The following is a 17,772-nucleotide window of genomic DNA, read 5'->3' on the forward strand; positions in this document are numbered from 1 at the left end:
TATGTTTAGCTATCGACACGCTTTTCATGCAGGCAGCCATGCCGATATATTGAAGCATCTGACCCTGATTCATTTGGTAGAGTATTTACAAGAAAAGCCAGGGGCTCTAACAATTGTTGATACTCATGCAGGCGCAGGAATTTATAGTCTAGTAGACGGATTTGCAACCGTTAGCAAAGAGGCCGAAGGCGGCATCTTTCGCCTCAGTCAATTTTTTGGGAAGAATTCTGAGACGCCAGAGAGTATTAGAAAATATTTAGAAATGATTCAAGCAGAAAATACTGGGGAAGAACTCAATACTTACCCTGGATCTCCGTTCATCATCGCACGACTGCTGAGACCTCAAGATCGCCTGAAATTATTTGAGCTCCACCCTAAAGAGATTGATATTCTTCGCCACAATATTGGCGAGCTCAAAGAGGCCAAGCAAATCGATGTCTATGCTGCAGACAGCTTTAGTAGGCTCAAGGGTTTGTTGCCGCCGCCGAGCAGACGTGGCCTGGTGCTGATAGACCCTTCCTATGAGGATAAGCAAGACTATCGATACCTAGAAAATGCTATGGAAGAGGCCTTACAGCGATTTGCCACAGGCTGTTATGCCATCTGGTATCCCATTCTCTCCAGAAGAGAATCTGCTTCACTTCCAGATCATCTGAAAAAGATTGCTGCTACCCATAAACGCTCATGGCTTCATACAGAATTACGGGTTGAAAATGCACCCGGCGAAAGAAGATTGCAAGCCAGTGGAATGTTTATCATCAACCCTCCGTGGACACTAGAAAAACATCTAGACGAAGCATTGCCAGTACTTGTCAAAGCATTAGGAGTTGATGCTGGGGCGAAATATGTACTGAAAAGCTTTGAGGCCTAAGAGCCATTTAGTCACGAACATCGATCATGATCTCGTTGCGACGTAAAAAAGGAAGCGTCCAAGGCGGGTTATAGCGTGCAAACTTAGGTACCCCTATAGCTTGAAGATCTTTAGTCTTCATCCACTCTTCAAGCTCCACGGTTCTCTCTGCTATTTTTGCGTTGTTATAAAACCCAGAAAATTGGACTACCGCCCTTTTAACAGTCGGTATCTGCCTCAAGACTACTTTTGAATTGAGTGGCTTAGGAATGCTTTCCATGGTGTATTCGCTAGGCATCACAAAAGAAACTGTCCATTGACCGCTATTACCCTCAATATTGACTGGGGCTGTCATTGCAATTTTTGAACTTACGGATTGTTCTTCAATGGCAACAGGAGCGGTCATCGCAATTTTTTCACTGACCCGATTCTGGCCAAAGATATAAGCCGCTATTAATCGAAATCCTTGGCTCGAGGCCTCATCCAAATCACCATCCACCTGAACCTCAGCCAAAATCATTGGCGCATATGATCTCAATTCAAATGGGATTGTTTTTTCTAGAACAGTATATTTTGGCTCTTCGATTGCCATTGCAGTTCCTGAAAATAAAAGCGATATAAGAAGAATGCTTCTTGGTAGAAATTGTTTAAGCTGCATGCCTACCAGTTGGATTTTAAGGTAAAGCTGGTGGAGTTGTAATCTAAGGTCGCCTCAGCACCAACCGGTAATGTTAGCTTATTAGATTGATGACCAAAGGGTAAATCCGTGATGATCGGAATGGATTGTGGCAAGCGCTGACGAATGGCTTCCACTGCGCGCTCTAAGGTATAGCCTTTATCGTTATCGTATAGACGATAAGCCGAGAAACCACCCAATAGAACCGCGGCTTGTCCAGCTAGTACACCGGCATCAAGCAACTGCATCAAGGTTCTTTCCAGGCGATAAGGATGTTCATTGACATCCTCCAAGAATAATATTCCACCCTGTGTTTGCTTTGATGATGGTAAGTAAGACGTTCCTATTAATGAGGCCAAGACAGTTAAATTGCCACCCCAAAGTATGCCGGTAATGGACTGGGAAGTGTTTTCACCCAAAAAGGATTGCGCTGCAGATATTGTGCAGTCTAACTTGTGCTCTTGAATAGCGTACAAGAAATGCTTCCACATAAAGGTATCCGGAGTAACAGCAACGCCGCCCTCATCCATTCTTCCGAAATCGAAATTGAGCATAGGACCAGATAAGCTCATTGCACCAGTTTTGGCTAGCAATCCCAACTCAAATGCAGTGAAGTCACTGTGACCGCAGATCTGTAAACCGTGATCTACAGCCTTACTGATGGATGACCAATCAATGTTCTGGAGGAGCCGATGAATTCCATATCCACCACGCATCGCCATTACGACAGATTGAGGGTCTAAAGAAGATATCTCGTTCAGCTCGCGCAAACGCTCTTCATCACTTCCAGCGAAACGCTCATGCACACGATGAACACACTGGGGATTATGAATAGAAAATCCCTGGCCCTCAAGCCAAGCAATCCCTGCTAAGGGACTTTTTTCATCCAAGCTTGCTCCCGAAGGGGCCACAAGGTGAATCGATTTCAACGACGCTCCTTAAAGAAGTTACGCAGCAACTGCCCACACTCTTCGCCCATCACCCCACCTTCGACACTCGTTTGATGATTGATTTGCTTAGAAGAGAATACATCGAAAACACTTCCAGCGGCCCCTGTTTTTGGGTCAGCCGCGCCATAAACCACCCGATCCAGGCGAGCATGGAGCATTGCACCGGAGCACATAACGCACGGCTCAAGAGTGACATATAAAGTAGTGCCAGGCAAACGGTAGTTTTCTTCACTCTGAGCAGCTGCCCGTAAAGCCAGCATTTCCGCATGTGCGCTCGGATCGTGAGTGGATATTGGTTTATTAAATGCGCTAGAGATGACTTTGCCATCTCGCACTACCACTGCTCCCACCGGAACCTCACCAGCAAGAGCAGCTAGTTTTGCCTGCTCAATCGCTTGCTGCATAAACTGTTGATCAAGTTCTGCTTGGCTCATTTAAGCGTGATTAACATCAGCCCAGCAATTGGGAGTTTCATAGAGACGAATCATGGATAACTCAAGACGACCACTAAAAGCTTTACTAAAAACAGGCTTCAAGATAGTAAAGGCAGCATGCGCTAAATTTTCAACAGTGGGTACGTGTTCCATGATCACTGTCTTGTGATTAGGCAAAGTTCCCAAGAAAGCGACAAGACCCGCATCCTCTTTGGCTACTAAAAAAGCATGATCCCAAGGCTCTACAATATATTGATTTGCTAAACGCTTGATGTCGCCAAAATCCAAGACCATGCCATCGTCAGCTTTACCAGGATGATCGGCGACTTCTCCAGTCAATGTGATTTCGATCGCATAACGATGCCCGTGCAAATGCTTGCATTGCCCGTCGTGATTGGGGATGCGGTGACCCGAATCAAACTCAAGGCGACGGGTAATGGAAAGGATTGGTTGTTTACTTGTCATTCAGCACTTCATTTAAATAGTGGGATATACCCAGTTATCGAATTCCAATCAGTTTATGGGATTGAATACTTAATCTCCACAATGGGCGCTTTTGGCACAGCCCCACCGCTAACTCTGTATTGCTTTTGAGGTTCGGACCATCCATGGGTTGCAAAAAGCGATTGCGATAGTCCATTTTTTCAAAGCGGCCCATTAATTGTTCCAGAGACTCATGCCCGTTCTGAGGAACAACCAATTTCATTTCGTTTGCCTGTAATACGATCAATTCCGCTCCAGCTTTAGGGCTCACACATACCCAATCGACTCCCTTAGGTACCTTCAGTGTTCCATTGGTCTCGATTGCCACTTCAAAGCCTTTTTTGTGGAGCACTTCTATGAGCACTTCATCCAATTGCAAAAGTGGCTCACCACCAGTAAAGACAACGTAACGCTGTTGAGGACCAGCAGAAGTACTTTTCCATGCAAGCTCAATGGCATTCGCTAAATCATTTGCAGTTTCAAACTTGCCACCGCCTAAACCATCACTGCCTACAAAATCGGTATCGCAAAACTGGCAAATAGCAGTTGCCCGATCCTCTTCTCGCCCACTCCATAAGTTACAGCCAGCAAAACGACAAAATACAGCGGCTCGGCCAGCGTGAGCGCCTTCACCCTGAAGGGTTGGGAAGATTTCTTTTACGGTATACATAGCAATGGAGCTATTTTAAGCGCTTTGTTTACTTCCAGGAGATTAGCTCCCACTGTAAATAGTCTTCCCAGTAGGCATTCGACCAATAAACGCCAGCGGTTATATAGCGCCCATAATCCCTACGTATCACCCAACGGCCAATTTCTGGTGAAAGCCAATAATCATCTAAGCGGTAGTTGGCAAGCCTAAAGAGATCATTAGACTCAAAATATGGGGCTTCACTTTGATAATGTAAGACCGCAAAGCTTCCTGCCGGGACAGTAATCCTCTCCCATTCAATTGCCTTGATATTCAAACCCCAGTAGTAACTGGAGTCTGGATAACCAGGCACTTGGTAACGGGTTCGATAAAAACCGCTCCATCCCGGCACTAACTGCTCTGGCCACAATGGAATTGCCTGTTCAAATTTTTGCGTAGGTTTCCAATGCGGATCTTGAATGACATGCCCCCAAGGAGACTGAATTTCATCATCTAGTGGGCCTGCCTTTAATCCAGTGCGTGCAATCCGAATTTCTTTACCAACTGAAACTACTTTCTCAGTAACTACGTCAAGAATCTCTTGATTAAATATATTGCGGACCTGATAAACCCATTCTTGCCCTACTTTTGGCGCTCGCATTACTGGGGTTGGAGTTGGTGGAGTTAGCACAACACCCTGAGGAAAGGGTTGAGAAGAGATGCAACCAACCAATGGGATGGCTAATACTAGTAGCCATAATTTTCGCAAGATATTTATTTGTAAAAATTTCATTGTCATCTCAATCATTTATCTGAAGTTCATCAATTACCATAAGCCTAGCTATAGAGGGCTCTAGCTATATGATCTGAAGCAATGGAAGTTCTTGGAATGCGCATACCTAAATCTGCGAACCAAACGTCTGCCTTCACCTCAAAACCAAGACCATGCATATAGTTATAAATCGCTTTTTTTAGACCTAAGCCTAATATGTCGTGATCAACGCCAGTAGGATCGATAAAGCCTACATCATTCTTAGCAAATGTAATCTCAGGCAAAGGTTGCAGCTCAATTCCGTATTCCTCTGGATTTTGACCCACAGGAGAGTGAACGGTACAAGTAAAGCGATGAAAGAACCCGCTTTGAATGCAGCCATTCTCAAATAACTGCTTCACATACTCTAATGAGTCCACGGTTTCTTGCACAGTTTGCGTTGGAAATCCATACATTAAATAAGCATGCACCAATATACCGGCGTCAGAAAAGCCTTTGGTGACTTGGGCTACCTGATCCACTGAAACGCCCTTCTTCATTAACGCCAGCAATCTATCGGAAGCAACCTCTAGTCCCCCAGACATTGCTATACATCCACTCCTTGCTAATAATTGAGCCAGCTTTGGTGTAAATGTTTTTTCAAAGCGGATATTGCCCCACCAAGAAATAACTACCTTACGACGAATGAGTTCTTCAGCCAGTGCTTTAAGGATTTTTGGCGGTGCTGCCTCATCTACAAAATGGAATCCAGTTTGACCTGTTTCTGTAATGATGTGCTCGATGCGATCCACCAACAAAGAGGCCGAAGCAGTTTCATAGCGAGAAATGTAATCAAGCGACACATCGCAAAAGCTACACTTTTTCCAATAACAACCGTGTGCAACTGTTAATTTATTCCAACGGCCATCACTCCACAGGCGATGCATTGGGTTAAGCATATCTAGTAAGGATAGATAGGAGTTGAGTGGCAAACCATCCCAAGTTGCAGTCCCAACTTCCTCAAACGGCACATCTGGCTCTGGCCAGGCGATGTAACGCACGTTACGATCTTCATCGCGAATAAAGGTGCGGACCAAGCGATCAGCTGAGCGCTTACCTTCAAGATGTTCCAGTAAGGCAAGCAAAGGTCTTTCGCCAGAATCTAAGGTGATGAAGTCTACGTAATCAAAAATCCGGGCATCCTTTAACTCACGCAGCTCGGTATTCACATACCCACCACCCAAGACAATGTTGATTTTAGGGTCTGATTTTTTAATGCATTGCGCTATGCGTAAGGCCGCATACATCGCACCAGGAAACGGTACTGATAACAATACCAAGTCGGGGTTGTGCTTTCTGATTGACGCCAGACTTAATTCCTGTAAGCACAAATCTAATAGACTCGGTTTTTCCTTTAATGCATTTGCCAAGGGCGTGAAAGTAGGCTGATTACTTGCAAGAGATTCCGCATAGCGTACAAACTCAAAGCGATCATCTACTGCATCTCGCAAAACATCAGAGAGATCATTTAGATATAAGGTCGCCAAATGACGTGCCCTATCGTGTGAGCCTAAAGCACCAAACGCCCAAGCCAGTGGATCTCCCGTCTCTTCATCGTCATAGGCTTCAAGAGATTGAAAGCGCGGCCCTTCTGGTAAAAATTCCCGGCTATTGATGCGGTGACTTAAGGTGCTATCTCGTCCCTGCAAGAATGCAATTACCGAAGCAATGGTTGACTGATATTCAGCAAAATAATCTAGAAAGAAATTGACACTAGCGGTACGCACTTCCTCAGGCAGACTTTTCGCTTTTGCGCGCACCTGAGCCAAACCCTCGGGAGTAAAAAAGCTCAATACCAATGCCAGAGCCAAATCTTCTTGCACAGCATCAACGCCGCGTGATCTCAAAAATCCAGTGAGATAAGCCGTAGATGGATACGGCGTATTCAGCTGTGTCATTGGCGGGATGAGGCTTAGGACCTTCATGCTGATTGACTAAGCTCCAAGGAGGCTCAATTCTTCGGCCGTGAAACCAGCCTGCTTGCGAGCCTCTAGATTAAATGGCCCCTTTAAAACAGGCGCACGATATTTGCTTGCCAATTCTCTATAAGTAGAAATTGCAGAAACGCCTTCCCTGTCACATAAGAAATTAAACCAGCGATTGCCGATAAGCACATGCCCAATTTCATCATGGAGAATGACCTCCAGAATCTCAACCGCTCTAGTCTCTTTGATTTGTTTGAAGCGATCACGAATCATGGGCACAGCATCCAAACCTCTAGCCTCCATGGTTCTTGGAACAAGCGCCATTCTGGCCATTACGGAATCCGTGGTTCGCTCAACCATCTCCCACAAGCTATTGTGAGCCGGAAAATCGCCGTAGGCAAATCCAAGCGAGCGCAAATGTTCATTCACCAAGCTAAAGTGGTAGGCCTCTTCTTTGGCAACCTTAACCCAATCCTCGTAGTAATTCTTGGGCATATCTGGAAAGCGCCAGATAGCATCCAACGCCAGGTTCATTGCATTGAATTCAATATGAGCGAGTGAGTGCAATAAGCCAGCCCTACCTTCTGGCGTATCCATTCTTCTCTTGGGAACTAACTTGGGTAAGACTAACTCTGGTTTTAATGGTCGCCCAGGGAGTGTCAGTGCTTGCGAATCAAGCTTACGAGAAATATCTAAGGCAATTTTTTGTTGCTGATATTCATCAAACAAATGAAGTAACTGACTTATCTTAGTCTGTGCATCAGCGCTCGCCAGGATTGCGAGTGAAGCTTCTCGTAACTCAAGCATTGGTATTGGAAGGCTTAAACGCCTATTCCCACTCGATTGTTGCTGGCGGTTTTCCGCTGATATCGTAAACAACTCGATTGATACCACGCACTTCGTTGATGATGCGATTAGAAACTTTGCCCAACAACTCATGCGGCAAATGGGCCCAATGCGCTGTCATGAAGTCTTGCGTTTGTACAGCTCTGAGTGCAACGACATATTCATATGTTCTGCCATCACCCATCACGCCAACAGATTTAACCGGCAAGAAGACCGCGAATGCTTGACTTGTTAAGTCATACCAAGATTTTTGGCTCACTTCATCAATCGTATTGCGTAGCTCTTCAATAAAGATAGCATCTGCGCGCTGGAGCAGGCTAGCAAATTCTGCTTTCACTTCACCCAAGATGCGCACTCCCAAACCAGGGCCTGGGAAGGGATGGCGATAAACCATCTCACGTGGAAGACCTAAAGCAACACCTAATTCACGCACCTCATCTTTAAATAGCTCACGCAATGGCTCAAGCAATTTTAGATGCATATCTTCAGGTAAGCCGCCAACGTTGTGATGACTCTTAATAGTATGTGCGCCCTTCTTACCCTTACCAGCAGACTCAATCACGTCCGGATAAATAGTGCCTTGCGCAAGCCACTTGGCATTCTCAATCTTGCCAGATTCGCTTTGGAAGATCTCTACAAATTCTTTACCAATAATTTTGCGCTTTGCTTCTGGGTCAGCAACACCAGTTAACTTACCCATAAAGGTAGATGCAGCGTCAACGCGTATCACTTTCACACCCAGGTTACGTGCAAACATCTCCATGACCATGTCGCCTTCATTGAGACGAAGCAAACCGTGATCCACAAACACGCAAGTGAGTTGATCGCCAATTGCCCGATGGATCAACGCTGCAGCAACACTCGAGTCAACGCCACCAGATAAACCGAGTATGACTTCTTCATCTCCGACTTGTTTACGAATATGCTCTACCGCTTCAGCAATGTAGTCACCCATGACCCAGTCAGGCTTGCAATGGCAAATTTCATGGACAAAGCGTTCAATGATCGCCGTGCCTTGAATAGTGTGCGTAACTTCTGGATGAAACTGAAATGCATAAAAGCGGCGATCTTCATCGGCCATACCCGCTATTGGGCAAGACTCGGTTGAAGCCATCAACTTAAATGCTGGAGGCAATGCGGTTACTGAATCTCCATGACTCATCCATACCTTCAGAATGCCATGGCCTTCGCTGGTAGAAAAATCCTGGATGCCTTTAAGTAAATTAGTGTGCCCATGAGCACGAACTTCCGAATATCCAAATTCGCGAGCTTTACCAAGAGACTCCGCCGAAGCGACAGCGCCACCTAGCTGGGTTGCCATGGTTTGCATACCGTAACAAATGCCGAGAACGGGTACGCCTAGCTCAAATACGATTTGAGGGGCACGAGGACTGCCATCTTCAGTAACTGAATTAGGTCCGCCAGAGAGGATGATGCCTTTACCGCCCTGTTCCTGAATAAATTTGCGGATGAACTCTGGATCACAATCGTAGGGATGGATCTCTGAATACACGCGTGCATCTCGCACACGTCTTGCAATTAATTGAGTAACTTGCGAACCAAAGTCGAGAATCAGTATTTTGTCGTGCACGGAAGGATTACCTTAAATTCAGCCTGCTTTTATTTCTTAATCAATGTGGTAATTCGGTGCTTCCTTCGTGATTTTCACATCATGAACGTGCGACTCGCGTACGCCTGCCGAAGTGATTTCCACAAAATTGGCTTTGTCATGCAACTCAGCAATCGTTTTGCATCCGAGATAACCCATGGAGGAACGAATACCACCAGTCAGTTGATGCAAGATTGCCAGCACACTTCCCTTGTATGGCACTTGACCTTCGATACCCTCAGGAACAAGCTTCTCTGCATTAGCAACAATATCGCTCTGAAAATAACGATCAGCAGATCCATCAGCCATCGCGCCCAAAGAACCCATACCGCGATAACTTTTATAAGAGCGGCCTTGGTACAAGAAAACTTCACCAGGAGCTTCTTCTGTGCCGGCGAACATACCGCCCATCATGACTGAACTTGCACCCGCTGCCAACGCCTTCGCAACGTCACCAGAGTAACGCACTCCACCATCGGCGATCAATGGAATTCCAGTGCCTTTTAAGGCGGTAGCTACATTCACAATCGCAGTGATTTGTGGAACACCAACACCGGCAACAATACGGGTGGTACAAATAGAGCCTGGGCCAATACCTACTTTCACGCCATCAGCACCATGATCGGCCAATGCTTTAGCAGCATCACCTGTAGCAATGTTTCCACCAATAACTTGTACATGTGGGTAGTTTTTCTTGACCCATTTCACGCGATCTAATACGCCTTGGCTATGGCCATGCGCCGTATCAACTACAACCACATCGACACCAGCGCGTACTAAAAGTTCAATACGCTCATCATTATCTGGACCTACGCCAACAGCAGCTCCTACACGCAACTTACCTTCGCCATCCTTACAAGCGTTTGGATGTTCAGTTGCCTTCAAGATATCTTTTACAGTAATCAAGCCGCGTAATTCAAAACGATCATTAACAACTAGCACTCGCTCAAGGCGATGCTGACTCATTAAGCGCTTTGCCTCTTCGAGTGAGCAGCCTTCTTTTACTGTTACCAAGCGCTCGCGCGGAGTCATCTTCGTTTTTACTGGTGCGTCTAAATCCTCTTCAAAACGCAAGTCGCGGTTGGTAATAATCCCAACCACTTCTTTACCAGTGAGTACTGGAAATCCTGAGAAACCATGTTCGCGAGAAAGTTGAATCACTTGACGCAAAGTCACATCTGGGCCGATGGTAATCGGATCGCGCAAAACACCAGATTCATAGCGTTTTACTTTAGCTACTTCTCGTGCTTGCTCTGCTGGCGTTAAGTTTTTATGAATGATGCCAATACCGCCTTCGCTGGCCATGGCAATTGCCAATCGACCTTCTGTAACAGTATCCATAGCAGCAGATACGAGCGGTGTATTGAGTGAAATATCTCGAGTTAACTTACTTGCCAAGCTGGCATCTCGAGGGAGTACCGAAGAATAAGCCGGTACGAGGAGCACATCGTCAAAAGTGAGTGCTTTTTGAATGAGTCGCATGCAAAACCCCTAGTCACAAAAATCGATTATAGCCTCCTGGCCCTTCTTTTGGCTGCGGCAGCCTGGAATTTGGCATCCTGATTCTGGTTTGCCTTTTTACGCCTTACTGTCTTAGGATCGATTAACAGAGGTGAGTAGAGCTCTAGACGATCACCCTCATAAATGGGGCTATCCCAATCTTTACGCTTGCCAAAGACACCAAAACAGCCTTTTCTAGCCAAAACCGGGTCATCCTGACTCTGAGCTAAACCGGCCTTGACTAGGGCCAAACCGATAGTGGCAAGCTCTTCTTGAGGGATCATGAGTTGAAATTGCTTTAGTACTGGGGCGCCCTGCCTAGCATCACAAATCCAGATATTGAGCGCGCGTTTATCCATAGAGATCTTCAGCACGCTTTACAAAGCAATCCACAAAAGTGCCGGCGATATGACCAAATACGGGGCCAATGATTTTATCCAGGATGACGTTCTTAAACTCCCAGTGCAGCTTGAACTCCACCTTACAGGCATCTTCTTTTAGTGGAATAAAGTTCCATTGACCTGAAAAGTGCTTAAAGGGCCCGTCTACAAAAACCATATCGATAGTTTCTGGACGATGGTTCACGTTCCGGGTATGAAAGTACTGGTTAATGCCCTTGAAATGGATGTTGATTTTGGCATCCAGGATGGTTTCAGTTTGCTCAAAGATTTCCACCCCACCGCACCAGGGCAGGAATTCGGGATAACGGGCCACATCGGTCACTAAACCGTACATACGGTCGGCTGACTGGCCAATTAAAACGGTCTTGTAGACGTCTGCCATAATCGATCTTGGAAGCTAAATAAATATGAGTATCGTCGATAACAAAAAAGCCTTCTTTGATTATTTTATCGAGGAGCGGTTTGAGGCTGGGCTTGTGCTAGAAGGCTGGGAAGTAAAAGCCATCCGCGCAGGTCGTGTGCACGTCAAGGAAGCCTATGTGGTGATTCGCAAGGCGGAGCTATTCCTGATTGGCTGCCATATCACCCCACTACTATCGGCCTCTACTCATATTGTTCCAGACAGTACCCGCACTCGGAAGCTCCTATTAAATGCCATTGAAATACGCAAACTGATCGGCAAAGTGGAGCAAAAAGGCTATACCCTGGTCCCACTCAACTTGCACTTCACCAAAGGTAATGTGAAGTGTGAAATTGGTCTGGCGCGCGGTAAAAAGCAGCATGACAAGCGCGCAGCTACGAAAGAGCGGGAATGGGAAGTCCAAAAAGGTCGAATTGCTCGGGGCGACCTCAACGCCTGAGGTAAAACAAAGTAGCGTAGACTTGCTCAAGGGCTAATAAAGCCTCATCAGAGCATTAATGCACTAAATTGGTGCAATATAGCACCAAGCTGCTTCAATTCACTAAATTTAGTCTCACAAAAGGCATTAGTTTTATATCTATGAAATTGCCTTATGACGAAATGCTCGACGCAGCAGGTAAATCGCGTCCACACTACCAAATTTTTCACAACTGGCTGAAAGAGCAAAGTGACACCCTCATGGGTCTCAAACGCGCTGAGGCCGACCTGATCTTTAGGCGTGTTGGTATCACTTTTGCGGTTTATGGCGACGACCTGGGTTCAGAAAGAACTATTCCATTTGATCAAGTACCCCGCATCTTCACTGCCAAAGAGTGGGAACAACTTGAGGCGGGATTACGTCAGCGCGTCAAAGCGCTCAATCGCTTTATCTATGACGTGTATCACGAAGAAGAAATTATTAAAGCAGGTATCGTTCCTGCTGAACAAATTTATAACAATGCGCAATATCGTCCAGAGATGCGCAATGTGAGCGTGCCACGCGACATCTATGCACAAATTGCAGGTATTGATATTGTGCGCGCGGGTGAAGGTGAGTTCTACGTTTTAGAAGATAACTTACGTGTACCTTCTGGTGTTTCATACATGGTTGAAGATCGCAAAATGATGATGCGTCTTTTCCCGGACCTCTTCCAAAAATATCGCATTGCTCCAGTGGAACACTATCCAGACTTATTATTGGAGTGTCTGAAGTCGGTTAAACCAGATGATGTTAAAAAACCGAACGTTGTTGTGCTTACGCCGGGTATGTATAACTCGGCTTACTTCGAACACAGCTACCTTGCTCAGCAAATGGGCGTTGAATTGGTAGAAGGTAAAGATCTCTTTGTTAAAAACGAACAAGTCTTTATGCGCACTACGCAAGGCCCAGAGCGCGTTGATGTTATTTATCGCCGGGTAGATGATGACTTTTTGGATCCCCTAGCATTCCGCTCAGATTCAACCTTAGGTGTTGCAGGCCTACTCTCGGCTCATCGCGCTGGTAACGTGACTTTGGCTAATGCTATCGGCACCGGTATCGCCGACGATAAATCGATTTATCCATACGTTCCCGAGATGATTGAGTTTTACCTTGGTGAGAAACCCATTCTCAATAACGTCCCCACGTTCCAATGCCGTAAGCCAGATGATTTGGCGTATACATTAGCCAATCTCGATAAGCTCGTTGTCAAACTAACCCATGGCGCAGGTGGTTATGGCATGTTGGTCGGCCCAGCCTCAACCAAAGCCGAGATAGAAGAATTTAGAGTGCACTTGCTTGCCAATCCAGACAAGTACATTGCGCAGCCAACCTTAGCGCTCTCTACCTGCCCAACATTTGTGGAGTCTGGAGTAGCACCAAGGCATATTGATTTGCGGCCTTTTGTTCTCTCTGGAAAGACCATCAAAATGGTTCCCGGCGGATTGACTAGGGTTGCCCTCAAAGAAGGTTCTTTAGTAGTGAACTCCTCTCAAGGTGGTGGTACTAAAGATACCTGGGTATTAGAGGAATAAGGAAAGAGTAAACATGTTAAGTCGTACCGCTGATTGTCTTTACTGGATGGCCCGTTACACCGAGCGCGCAGAAAATACTGCTCGCATGCTGGATGTGAACCATCAAACGTCCCTATTGCCACAACCCACCGAGTTCTTAGAGCAAAGCTGGAAGAAGCTTCTGACTATTTCTAAACTAGAAGATGCTTTTCTCAGCCAATATGATGTAGTCAATCGTGAGAATGTATTGGATTTCATGATTTATGAAACTAGCAATCCCTCAAGCATCGTTTCTTGCTTATATGCTGCCCGTGAAAATGCGCGCGTCATTCGCGGAAAAATTACTTCAGAAGTTTGGGAAACCCAAAATACAACCTGGCTAGAGCTACAACGAATCCTTGAAGCTAGACATCAAGCCGACCCAAGTAGATTACTTGAATGGGTGAAGCATCGTTGCCACCTCTTTAGAGGCGTTATGCATGGCACGATGCTGAAAAACGAAGCTTTCTACTTTATTAATATTGGCACCCTGTTAGAGCGTGCCGACAATACCGCACGTATTCTAGAAACTAAGTATGAGGATCAAGCCTCCCTCAAAGTCTTGAGCTCAAATAAAACCACTGAAGATGGCACCGATGGTGAATTCTTTGATTTTTACCATTGGGCAGCTTTACTTCGCTCTGTTTCCGCCTTTGAAATTTATCGTCAAATTTATTCTGATCAAGTAACCCCTAAGCAGGTTGCTCAATTGCTCATTTTTAATAAGCAAATGCCTCGCTCATTGGTATGTTGTGTGAACGAATTGATCACCTTGATGTCAGAAGTAAAGAATCAACAATCCAAAGAAATCGAGCGTTTACTAGGCAAGCTAAAGGCTAGTTTGGATTACTCTGATATTGACGAGGTATTCGAACAAGGCTTGGAAGAGTTCATAGAGGCTTTCTTAGAGCGCATTAACCACATCGCCGATGAGTTCAGTAATGCTTATCTCATCCCATTAGCAGTGGCCTAAGCGCCTTTAAAAGAATATATGCACCTAAAAATTCGCCATCGCACTGAATATCGCTATGAAACACCAGTGCGCTACTCCATCCAAGAGTTGCGTCTAACGCCTCCTACAACAGCTGGCCAACAAATCGACAAATGGAAAATTGGTACGCCGATTAAAGCATCAAATTCAATTGATACGTTTGGCAATGCCTGCAGTGTCTTTGCCCAAGAAACCCCTTACACATCGATGATGATTGAGGCTGAAGGTGAAGTGCATACGCAAGATGCTCATGAATTCATCGATGATGCAAAAGCAGTTTCACCATACTACCTTTTGCAGCAAACTAATCTCACTGAACCTACAGATGAAATGTTGGAATATTTCTCCTATAGCATTCCAAAGAAAAATTCAGTTGACCAAGTACTTAAACTTGCTGAGGCAGTTCAAGGCTTAATCGCATACTCTCCTGGCCAAACCAATTTTGCCACCACAGCAGCCCAGTCTTTTGTTATGAAATCGGGTGTCTGCCAAGATCATGCTCATATTATGTTGGGCTTATGTAGAGCCTCTAATATTCCAGCACGCTATGTCAGCGGTTATTTCTTTGCAGAAGATTCTCCCAATTTAGCAAGTCATGCTTGGATTGATTTTTGCAGTGATCTAGAAAAGGGTATCTGGACTAGCGTAGACGTCACACACGCATGTTTGAGTGACTCTCGCCATATCCGCCTTGCTATTGGTCGAGACTATTACTCAGCCGCTCCAGTTAAAGGAGTGCGCTCAGGCGGTGGCGGTGAAGAGCTCAGCGCTACCATCTCGATTCAGCAAATTGTGTAAGACCCTCTTGGGCAATTAAGCGATAATTCCAAGAAATTATTGGAGAGGGTAAGGGTATGACGTACTGTGTTGGGCTATGCCTAAAAGACGGTCTGGTTTTTTTATCAGACACCCGCACTAATGCCGGGGTAGATCAAATTGGCACTTTTAGAAAAATGACTTTGTTCCAAAAGGACAAAGATCGCTTCTTTGCTCTGATGAGCGCTGGCAATTTAGCCATTACCCAATCGGTCAAAGAAATTCTTCTTCAAGGTCAGCTAATTCATGGCAAGAACCTTTGGACGGCCAAAAATTCTTATGAAGCTGCTGTCATCGTTGGGGACGCAATCAAGCAAGTGCATGAACGCGATCATGAAGCGCTTGAAAAAGCAGGTCTTGATTTCAACTGCAATATGATTTTTGGTGGCCAAGTAAAGGGTGAGAAGCCACGCTTATTCAATATCTACTCAGCTGGGAACTTCATTGAATCTACCCCAGAGACTTGCTATTTTCAGATTGGTGAGTCCAAGTACGGCAAGCCAATTTTGGATCGCGTACTGAACTTTGATACCCCGCTTAATTTGGCCACTAAATGCGCATTAATCTCTATGGACTCCACTTTAAAAAGTAATATTTCGGTGGGTCTGCCATTGGATATGCTGGTTTATGAGAAGGATTCCCTCAAAGCCACCAAATTGGTGACGCTAGACGATGCCAACCCCTACTTCGCCATGATTCACCGCCTATGGGGCGAGAAACTCCGTGAAGCCTTTAATTCCATTGCGGAGCCAAGCTGGAGTGGCGCCAATAAATCTACGGCAATCTCGATGCCTGCCAAAAAAATGGGTGTGGTGCCAGTGAATAAGCCTATTGCAGGTAAAGTAGTGGCCAAGAAACGTACCACTACTGCTGTTAAAACAAAAAAGAAGCCGGCCTCAAAAACCAGATCTAAATAAGTCACTCAATAGAAGCTTCATCAAAAGCAAAAGGCCTAGAGATATGAACTGCACCCCAAAAGTTGGACATCCGTCCAACCTAATCAGGTGCAGTTTTCATGTCCAAATATAGCAAAGAGTTCAAGTTAACAGTCATACAGCATTATCTCTCCGGTAAGGGTGGCTTTAAAAACATTGGGGATCAATTTGGCGTTAAATACGCTTATGTGCGCAAATGGGTTCATGCTTTTAAGGCTCACGGTCAAAAGAGTTTGAATAAAAGTGCCATCCAGTACTCCAGTATTTTTAAGTTATCCGTCTTGCAGCACATGGAACAACATCAGCTCTCGGTGAACCAAGCGGCAACCCACTTCAATATCCCAGCACCAAGCTCAGTACTAGCATGGCAACGCCTCTACAATGAAGGTGGTATTACAGCCCTAGAACCAAAACCCAAGGGACGGCCACCCATGTCAAAACCTAGCGATATTAAGGCCTTGCTTGCCAAGCCCTTAACCTCACTTACGCATGAAGAGTTACTGCGCAAAGCGCAGTATTTGGAAGTGGAGAACGCTTACCTAAAAAAGCTCGAAGCCTTAGCCCAGCAAAAGCACTTGGCAAGCAAGAACAAGCCCAAGTCATCACTGAGTTAAGGCAACACCATCCATTGCAAGTTATTTTGCTGGCAGCCCAAATGCCTAAAAGCGTGTATTACTACTGGCAAAAAGCCAGTAGTAATACTGACCCCCATGCCAATGCCAAGATCGAGATCAAGGCCATCTTCAATACCCATCAGGGTCGCTATGGCTACCGGCGAGTCCATTTAGAGCTTCGCAATCGGGGGCAATACCTCAATCACAAGACAGTACAAAAGCTCATGGGGCAACTTGGACTCAGGTCTATGGTTAGGCCTAAGCGCTATCAGTCCTACAAAGGAGGGGTTGGTAAGGCGGCCCCCAATTTGCTAGAGCGCAACTTTAGAGCAAGTAAACCGAATCAAAAATGGGTCACTGATGTAACGGAGTTCAGCATCAGGGGGCAAAAGGTCTATCTCTCACCCATCCTAGACCTTTATAACCAAGAGATCATCTCGTATGAGATTGGTGATCGGCCTCAACTGAGTATGGTGACTACCATGCTTAGCAGCGCTTTTAAACATCTCAAGCAGGCTGATAAGCCGATGCTGCACTCAGACCAGGGCTGGCAATATCAGATGGGGTTTTATCAACAAGCCTTAAAGAAACAAGGTGTTACTCAAAGCATGTCTAGAAAAGGTAATTGCTTAGATAACGCCGTGATGGAGAACTGGTTTGGGATTATGAAAACCGAGTTCTTCTATCCGAAGAGGTTTGAGACTATTGAATCATTTAAACAAGGGCTGCATGAATATATCCACTACTACAACCATGATCGGATCAAACAAAAACTAAAAGGATTGAGTCCGGTGCAATACCGAACTCAATCCCTCGTGCTAACCTAGCTAAACCGTCCAACTTTTGGGGGTCAGTTCAATAATCTAGGCCTT

Annotated in this window: 19 protein-coding genes; 7 read left to right on the plus strand and 12 right to left on the minus strand. The window is 45.6% G+C overall.

Annotated elements, in window-relative coordinates; genetic code table 11:
- Window position 1 precedes the first annotated feature (1 nt).
- On the plus strand, window positions 2-871 hold the full coding sequence (locus PNUC_RS07400; RefSeq protein ID WP_011903252.1) for a 23S rRNA (adenine(2030)-N(6))-methyltransferase RlmJ: 870 nt from the start codon (window positions 2-4) through the stop codon (window positions 869-871).
- 7 nt (window positions 872-878) lie between these two features.
- Here the strand turns inward: PNUC_RS07400 and PNUC_RS07405 are convergent, their stop codons facing one another.
- The 12 genes from PNUC_RS07405 to PNUC_RS07460 form a co-directional block, all read right to left on the minus strand.
- Entirely contained in the window at window positions 879-1,442 is a 564-nt protein-coding gene (locus PNUC_RS07405; protein ID WP_011903253.1) for an SOUL family heme-binding protein, read from the minus strand.
- Between the two features lie 68 nt (window positions 1,443-1,510).
- The gene (locus PNUC_RS07410; protein ID WP_011903254.1) at window positions 1,511-2,455 is read right to left on the minus strand and encodes an LD-carboxypeptidase; all 945 of its coding nucleotides are present in this window, start codon (window positions 2,453-2,455) and stop codon (window positions 1,511-1,513) included.
- A complete protein-coding gene (gene tadA / locus PNUC_RS07415) occupies window positions 2,452-2,910 on the minus strand; it encodes a tRNA adenosine(34) deaminase TadA (protein ID WP_011903255.1) in 459 nt (152 codons plus the stop codon). Before tadA ends, PNUC_RS07410 begins: the two co-directional genes overlap by 4 nt.
- Window positions 2,911-3,375: a 6-carboxytetrahydropterin synthase QueD gene (gene queD, locus PNUC_RS07420; protein WP_011903256.1), complete on the minus strand. Its 465-nt coding sequence runs from the start codon at window positions 3,373-3,375 to the stop codon at window positions 2,911-2,913.
- A gap of 34 nt (window positions 3,376-3,409) precedes the next feature.
- Entirely contained in the window at window positions 3,410-4,063 is a 654-nt protein-coding gene (queE, locus tag PNUC_RS07425; protein ID WP_011903257.1) for a 7-carboxy-7-deazaguanine synthase, read from the minus strand.
- A gap of 28 nt (window positions 4,064-4,091) precedes the next feature.
- Complete coding sequence (locus PNUC_RS07430; RefSeq protein WP_201721396.1) at window positions 4,092-4,820, minus strand: hypothetical protein; 729 nt, start codon at window positions 4,818-4,820, stop codon at window positions 4,092-4,094.
- Between the two features lie 38 nt (window positions 4,821-4,858).
- Window positions 4,859-6,757, minus strand: a complete 1,899-nt coding sequence (locus PNUC_RS07435; RefSeq protein WP_011903259.1) for a B12-binding domain-containing radical SAM protein — start codon at window positions 6,755-6,757, stop codon at window positions 4,859-4,861.
- Window positions 6,758-6,766: 9 nt separating this feature from the next.
- Window positions 6,767-7,564, minus strand: a complete 798-nt coding sequence (locus tag PNUC_RS07440; protein WP_011903260.1) for a ferritin-like domain-containing protein — start codon at window positions 7,562-7,564, stop codon at window positions 6,767-6,769.
- A gap of 22 nt (window positions 7,565-7,586) precedes the next feature.
- Window positions 7,587-9,194 (minus strand): glutamine-hydrolyzing GMP synthase, encoded by a 1,608-nt coding sequence (gene guaA, locus PNUC_RS07445; RefSeq protein ID WP_011903261.1) that lies wholly within the window; start codon window positions 9,192-9,194, stop codon window positions 7,587-7,589.
- Window positions 9,195-9,230: 36 nt separating this feature from the next.
- Window positions 9,231-10,694, minus strand: a complete 1,464-nt coding sequence (gene guaB, locus PNUC_RS07450) for an IMP dehydrogenase (protein WP_011903262.1) — start codon at window positions 10,692-10,694, stop codon at window positions 9,231-9,233.
- 26 nt (window positions 10,695-10,720) lie between these two features.
- The gene (locus PNUC_RS07455) at window positions 10,721-11,071 is read right to left on the minus strand and encodes an RnfH family protein (RefSeq protein ID WP_011903263.1); all 351 of its coding nucleotides are present in this window, start codon (window positions 11,069-11,071) and stop codon (window positions 10,721-10,723) included.
- Window positions 11,064-11,495: a type II toxin-antitoxin system RatA family toxin gene (locus PNUC_RS07460; protein ID WP_011903264.1), complete on the minus strand. Its 432-nt coding sequence runs from the start codon at window positions 11,493-11,495 to the stop codon at window positions 11,064-11,066. The genes PNUC_RS07455 and PNUC_RS07460 overlap by 8 nt, the downstream gene beginning before the upstream one ends.
- A 25-nt stretch (window positions 11,496-11,520) precedes the next feature.
- On the opposite strand from PNUC_RS07460, the gene smpB reads away from it, so the two are divergent.
- The 6 genes from smpB (at window position 11,521) to PNUC_RS10900 (ending at window position 17,727) form a co-directional block, all read left to right on the plus strand.
- Entirely contained in the window at window positions 11,521-11,973 is a 453-nt protein-coding gene (smpB, locus tag PNUC_RS07465) for an SsrA-binding protein SmpB (protein ID WP_011903265.1), read from the plus strand.
- A 140-nt stretch (window positions 11,974-12,113) separates the two neighbouring features.
- Complete coding sequence (locus PNUC_RS07470; RefSeq protein WP_011903266.1) at window positions 12,114-13,526, plus strand: circularly permuted type 2 ATP-grasp protein; 1,413 nt, start codon at window positions 12,114-12,116, stop codon at window positions 13,524-13,526.
- A 13-nt stretch (window positions 13,527-13,539) separates the two neighbouring features.
- Entirely contained in the window at window positions 13,540-14,517 is a 978-nt protein-coding gene (locus tag PNUC_RS07475; RefSeq protein ID WP_011903267.1) for an alpha-E domain-containing protein, read from the plus strand.
- An 18-nt stretch (window positions 14,518-14,535) separates the two neighbouring features.
- Window positions 14,536-15,333 carry a transglutaminase family protein gene (locus PNUC_RS07480; protein WP_011903268.1) on the plus strand — a complete coding sequence of 266 codons (798 nt, stop codon included), beginning with the start codon at window positions 14,536-14,538 and terminating at the stop codon, window positions 15,331-15,333.
- A gap of 56 nt (window positions 15,334-15,389) precedes the next feature.
- Window positions 15,390-16,268, plus strand: a complete 879-nt coding sequence (locus PNUC_RS07485; RefSeq protein WP_011903269.1) for a proteasome-type protease — start codon at window positions 15,390-15,392, stop codon at window positions 16,266-16,268.
- Window positions 16,269-16,366: 98 nt separating this feature from the next.
- Window positions 16,367-17,727 (plus strand): IS3-like element ISPlsp1 family transposase gene (locus PNUC_RS10900; RefSeq protein ID WP_143070014.1). Its coding sequence is split into 2 segments (ribosomal slippage): window positions 16,367-16,826 and window positions 16,826-17,727, totalling 1,362 coding nucleotides; the frame shifts between segments, so codons are not numbered across the junction.
- The last annotated feature ends 45 nt before the right edge of the window (window positions 17,728-17,772 follow it).

It is taken from the genome of Polynucleobacter asymbioticus QLW-P1DMWA-1, from assembly GCF_000016345.1.
GTDB lineage: Bacteria > Pseudomonadota > Gammaproteobacteria > Burkholderiales > Burkholderiaceae > Polynucleobacter > Polynucleobacter asymbioticus.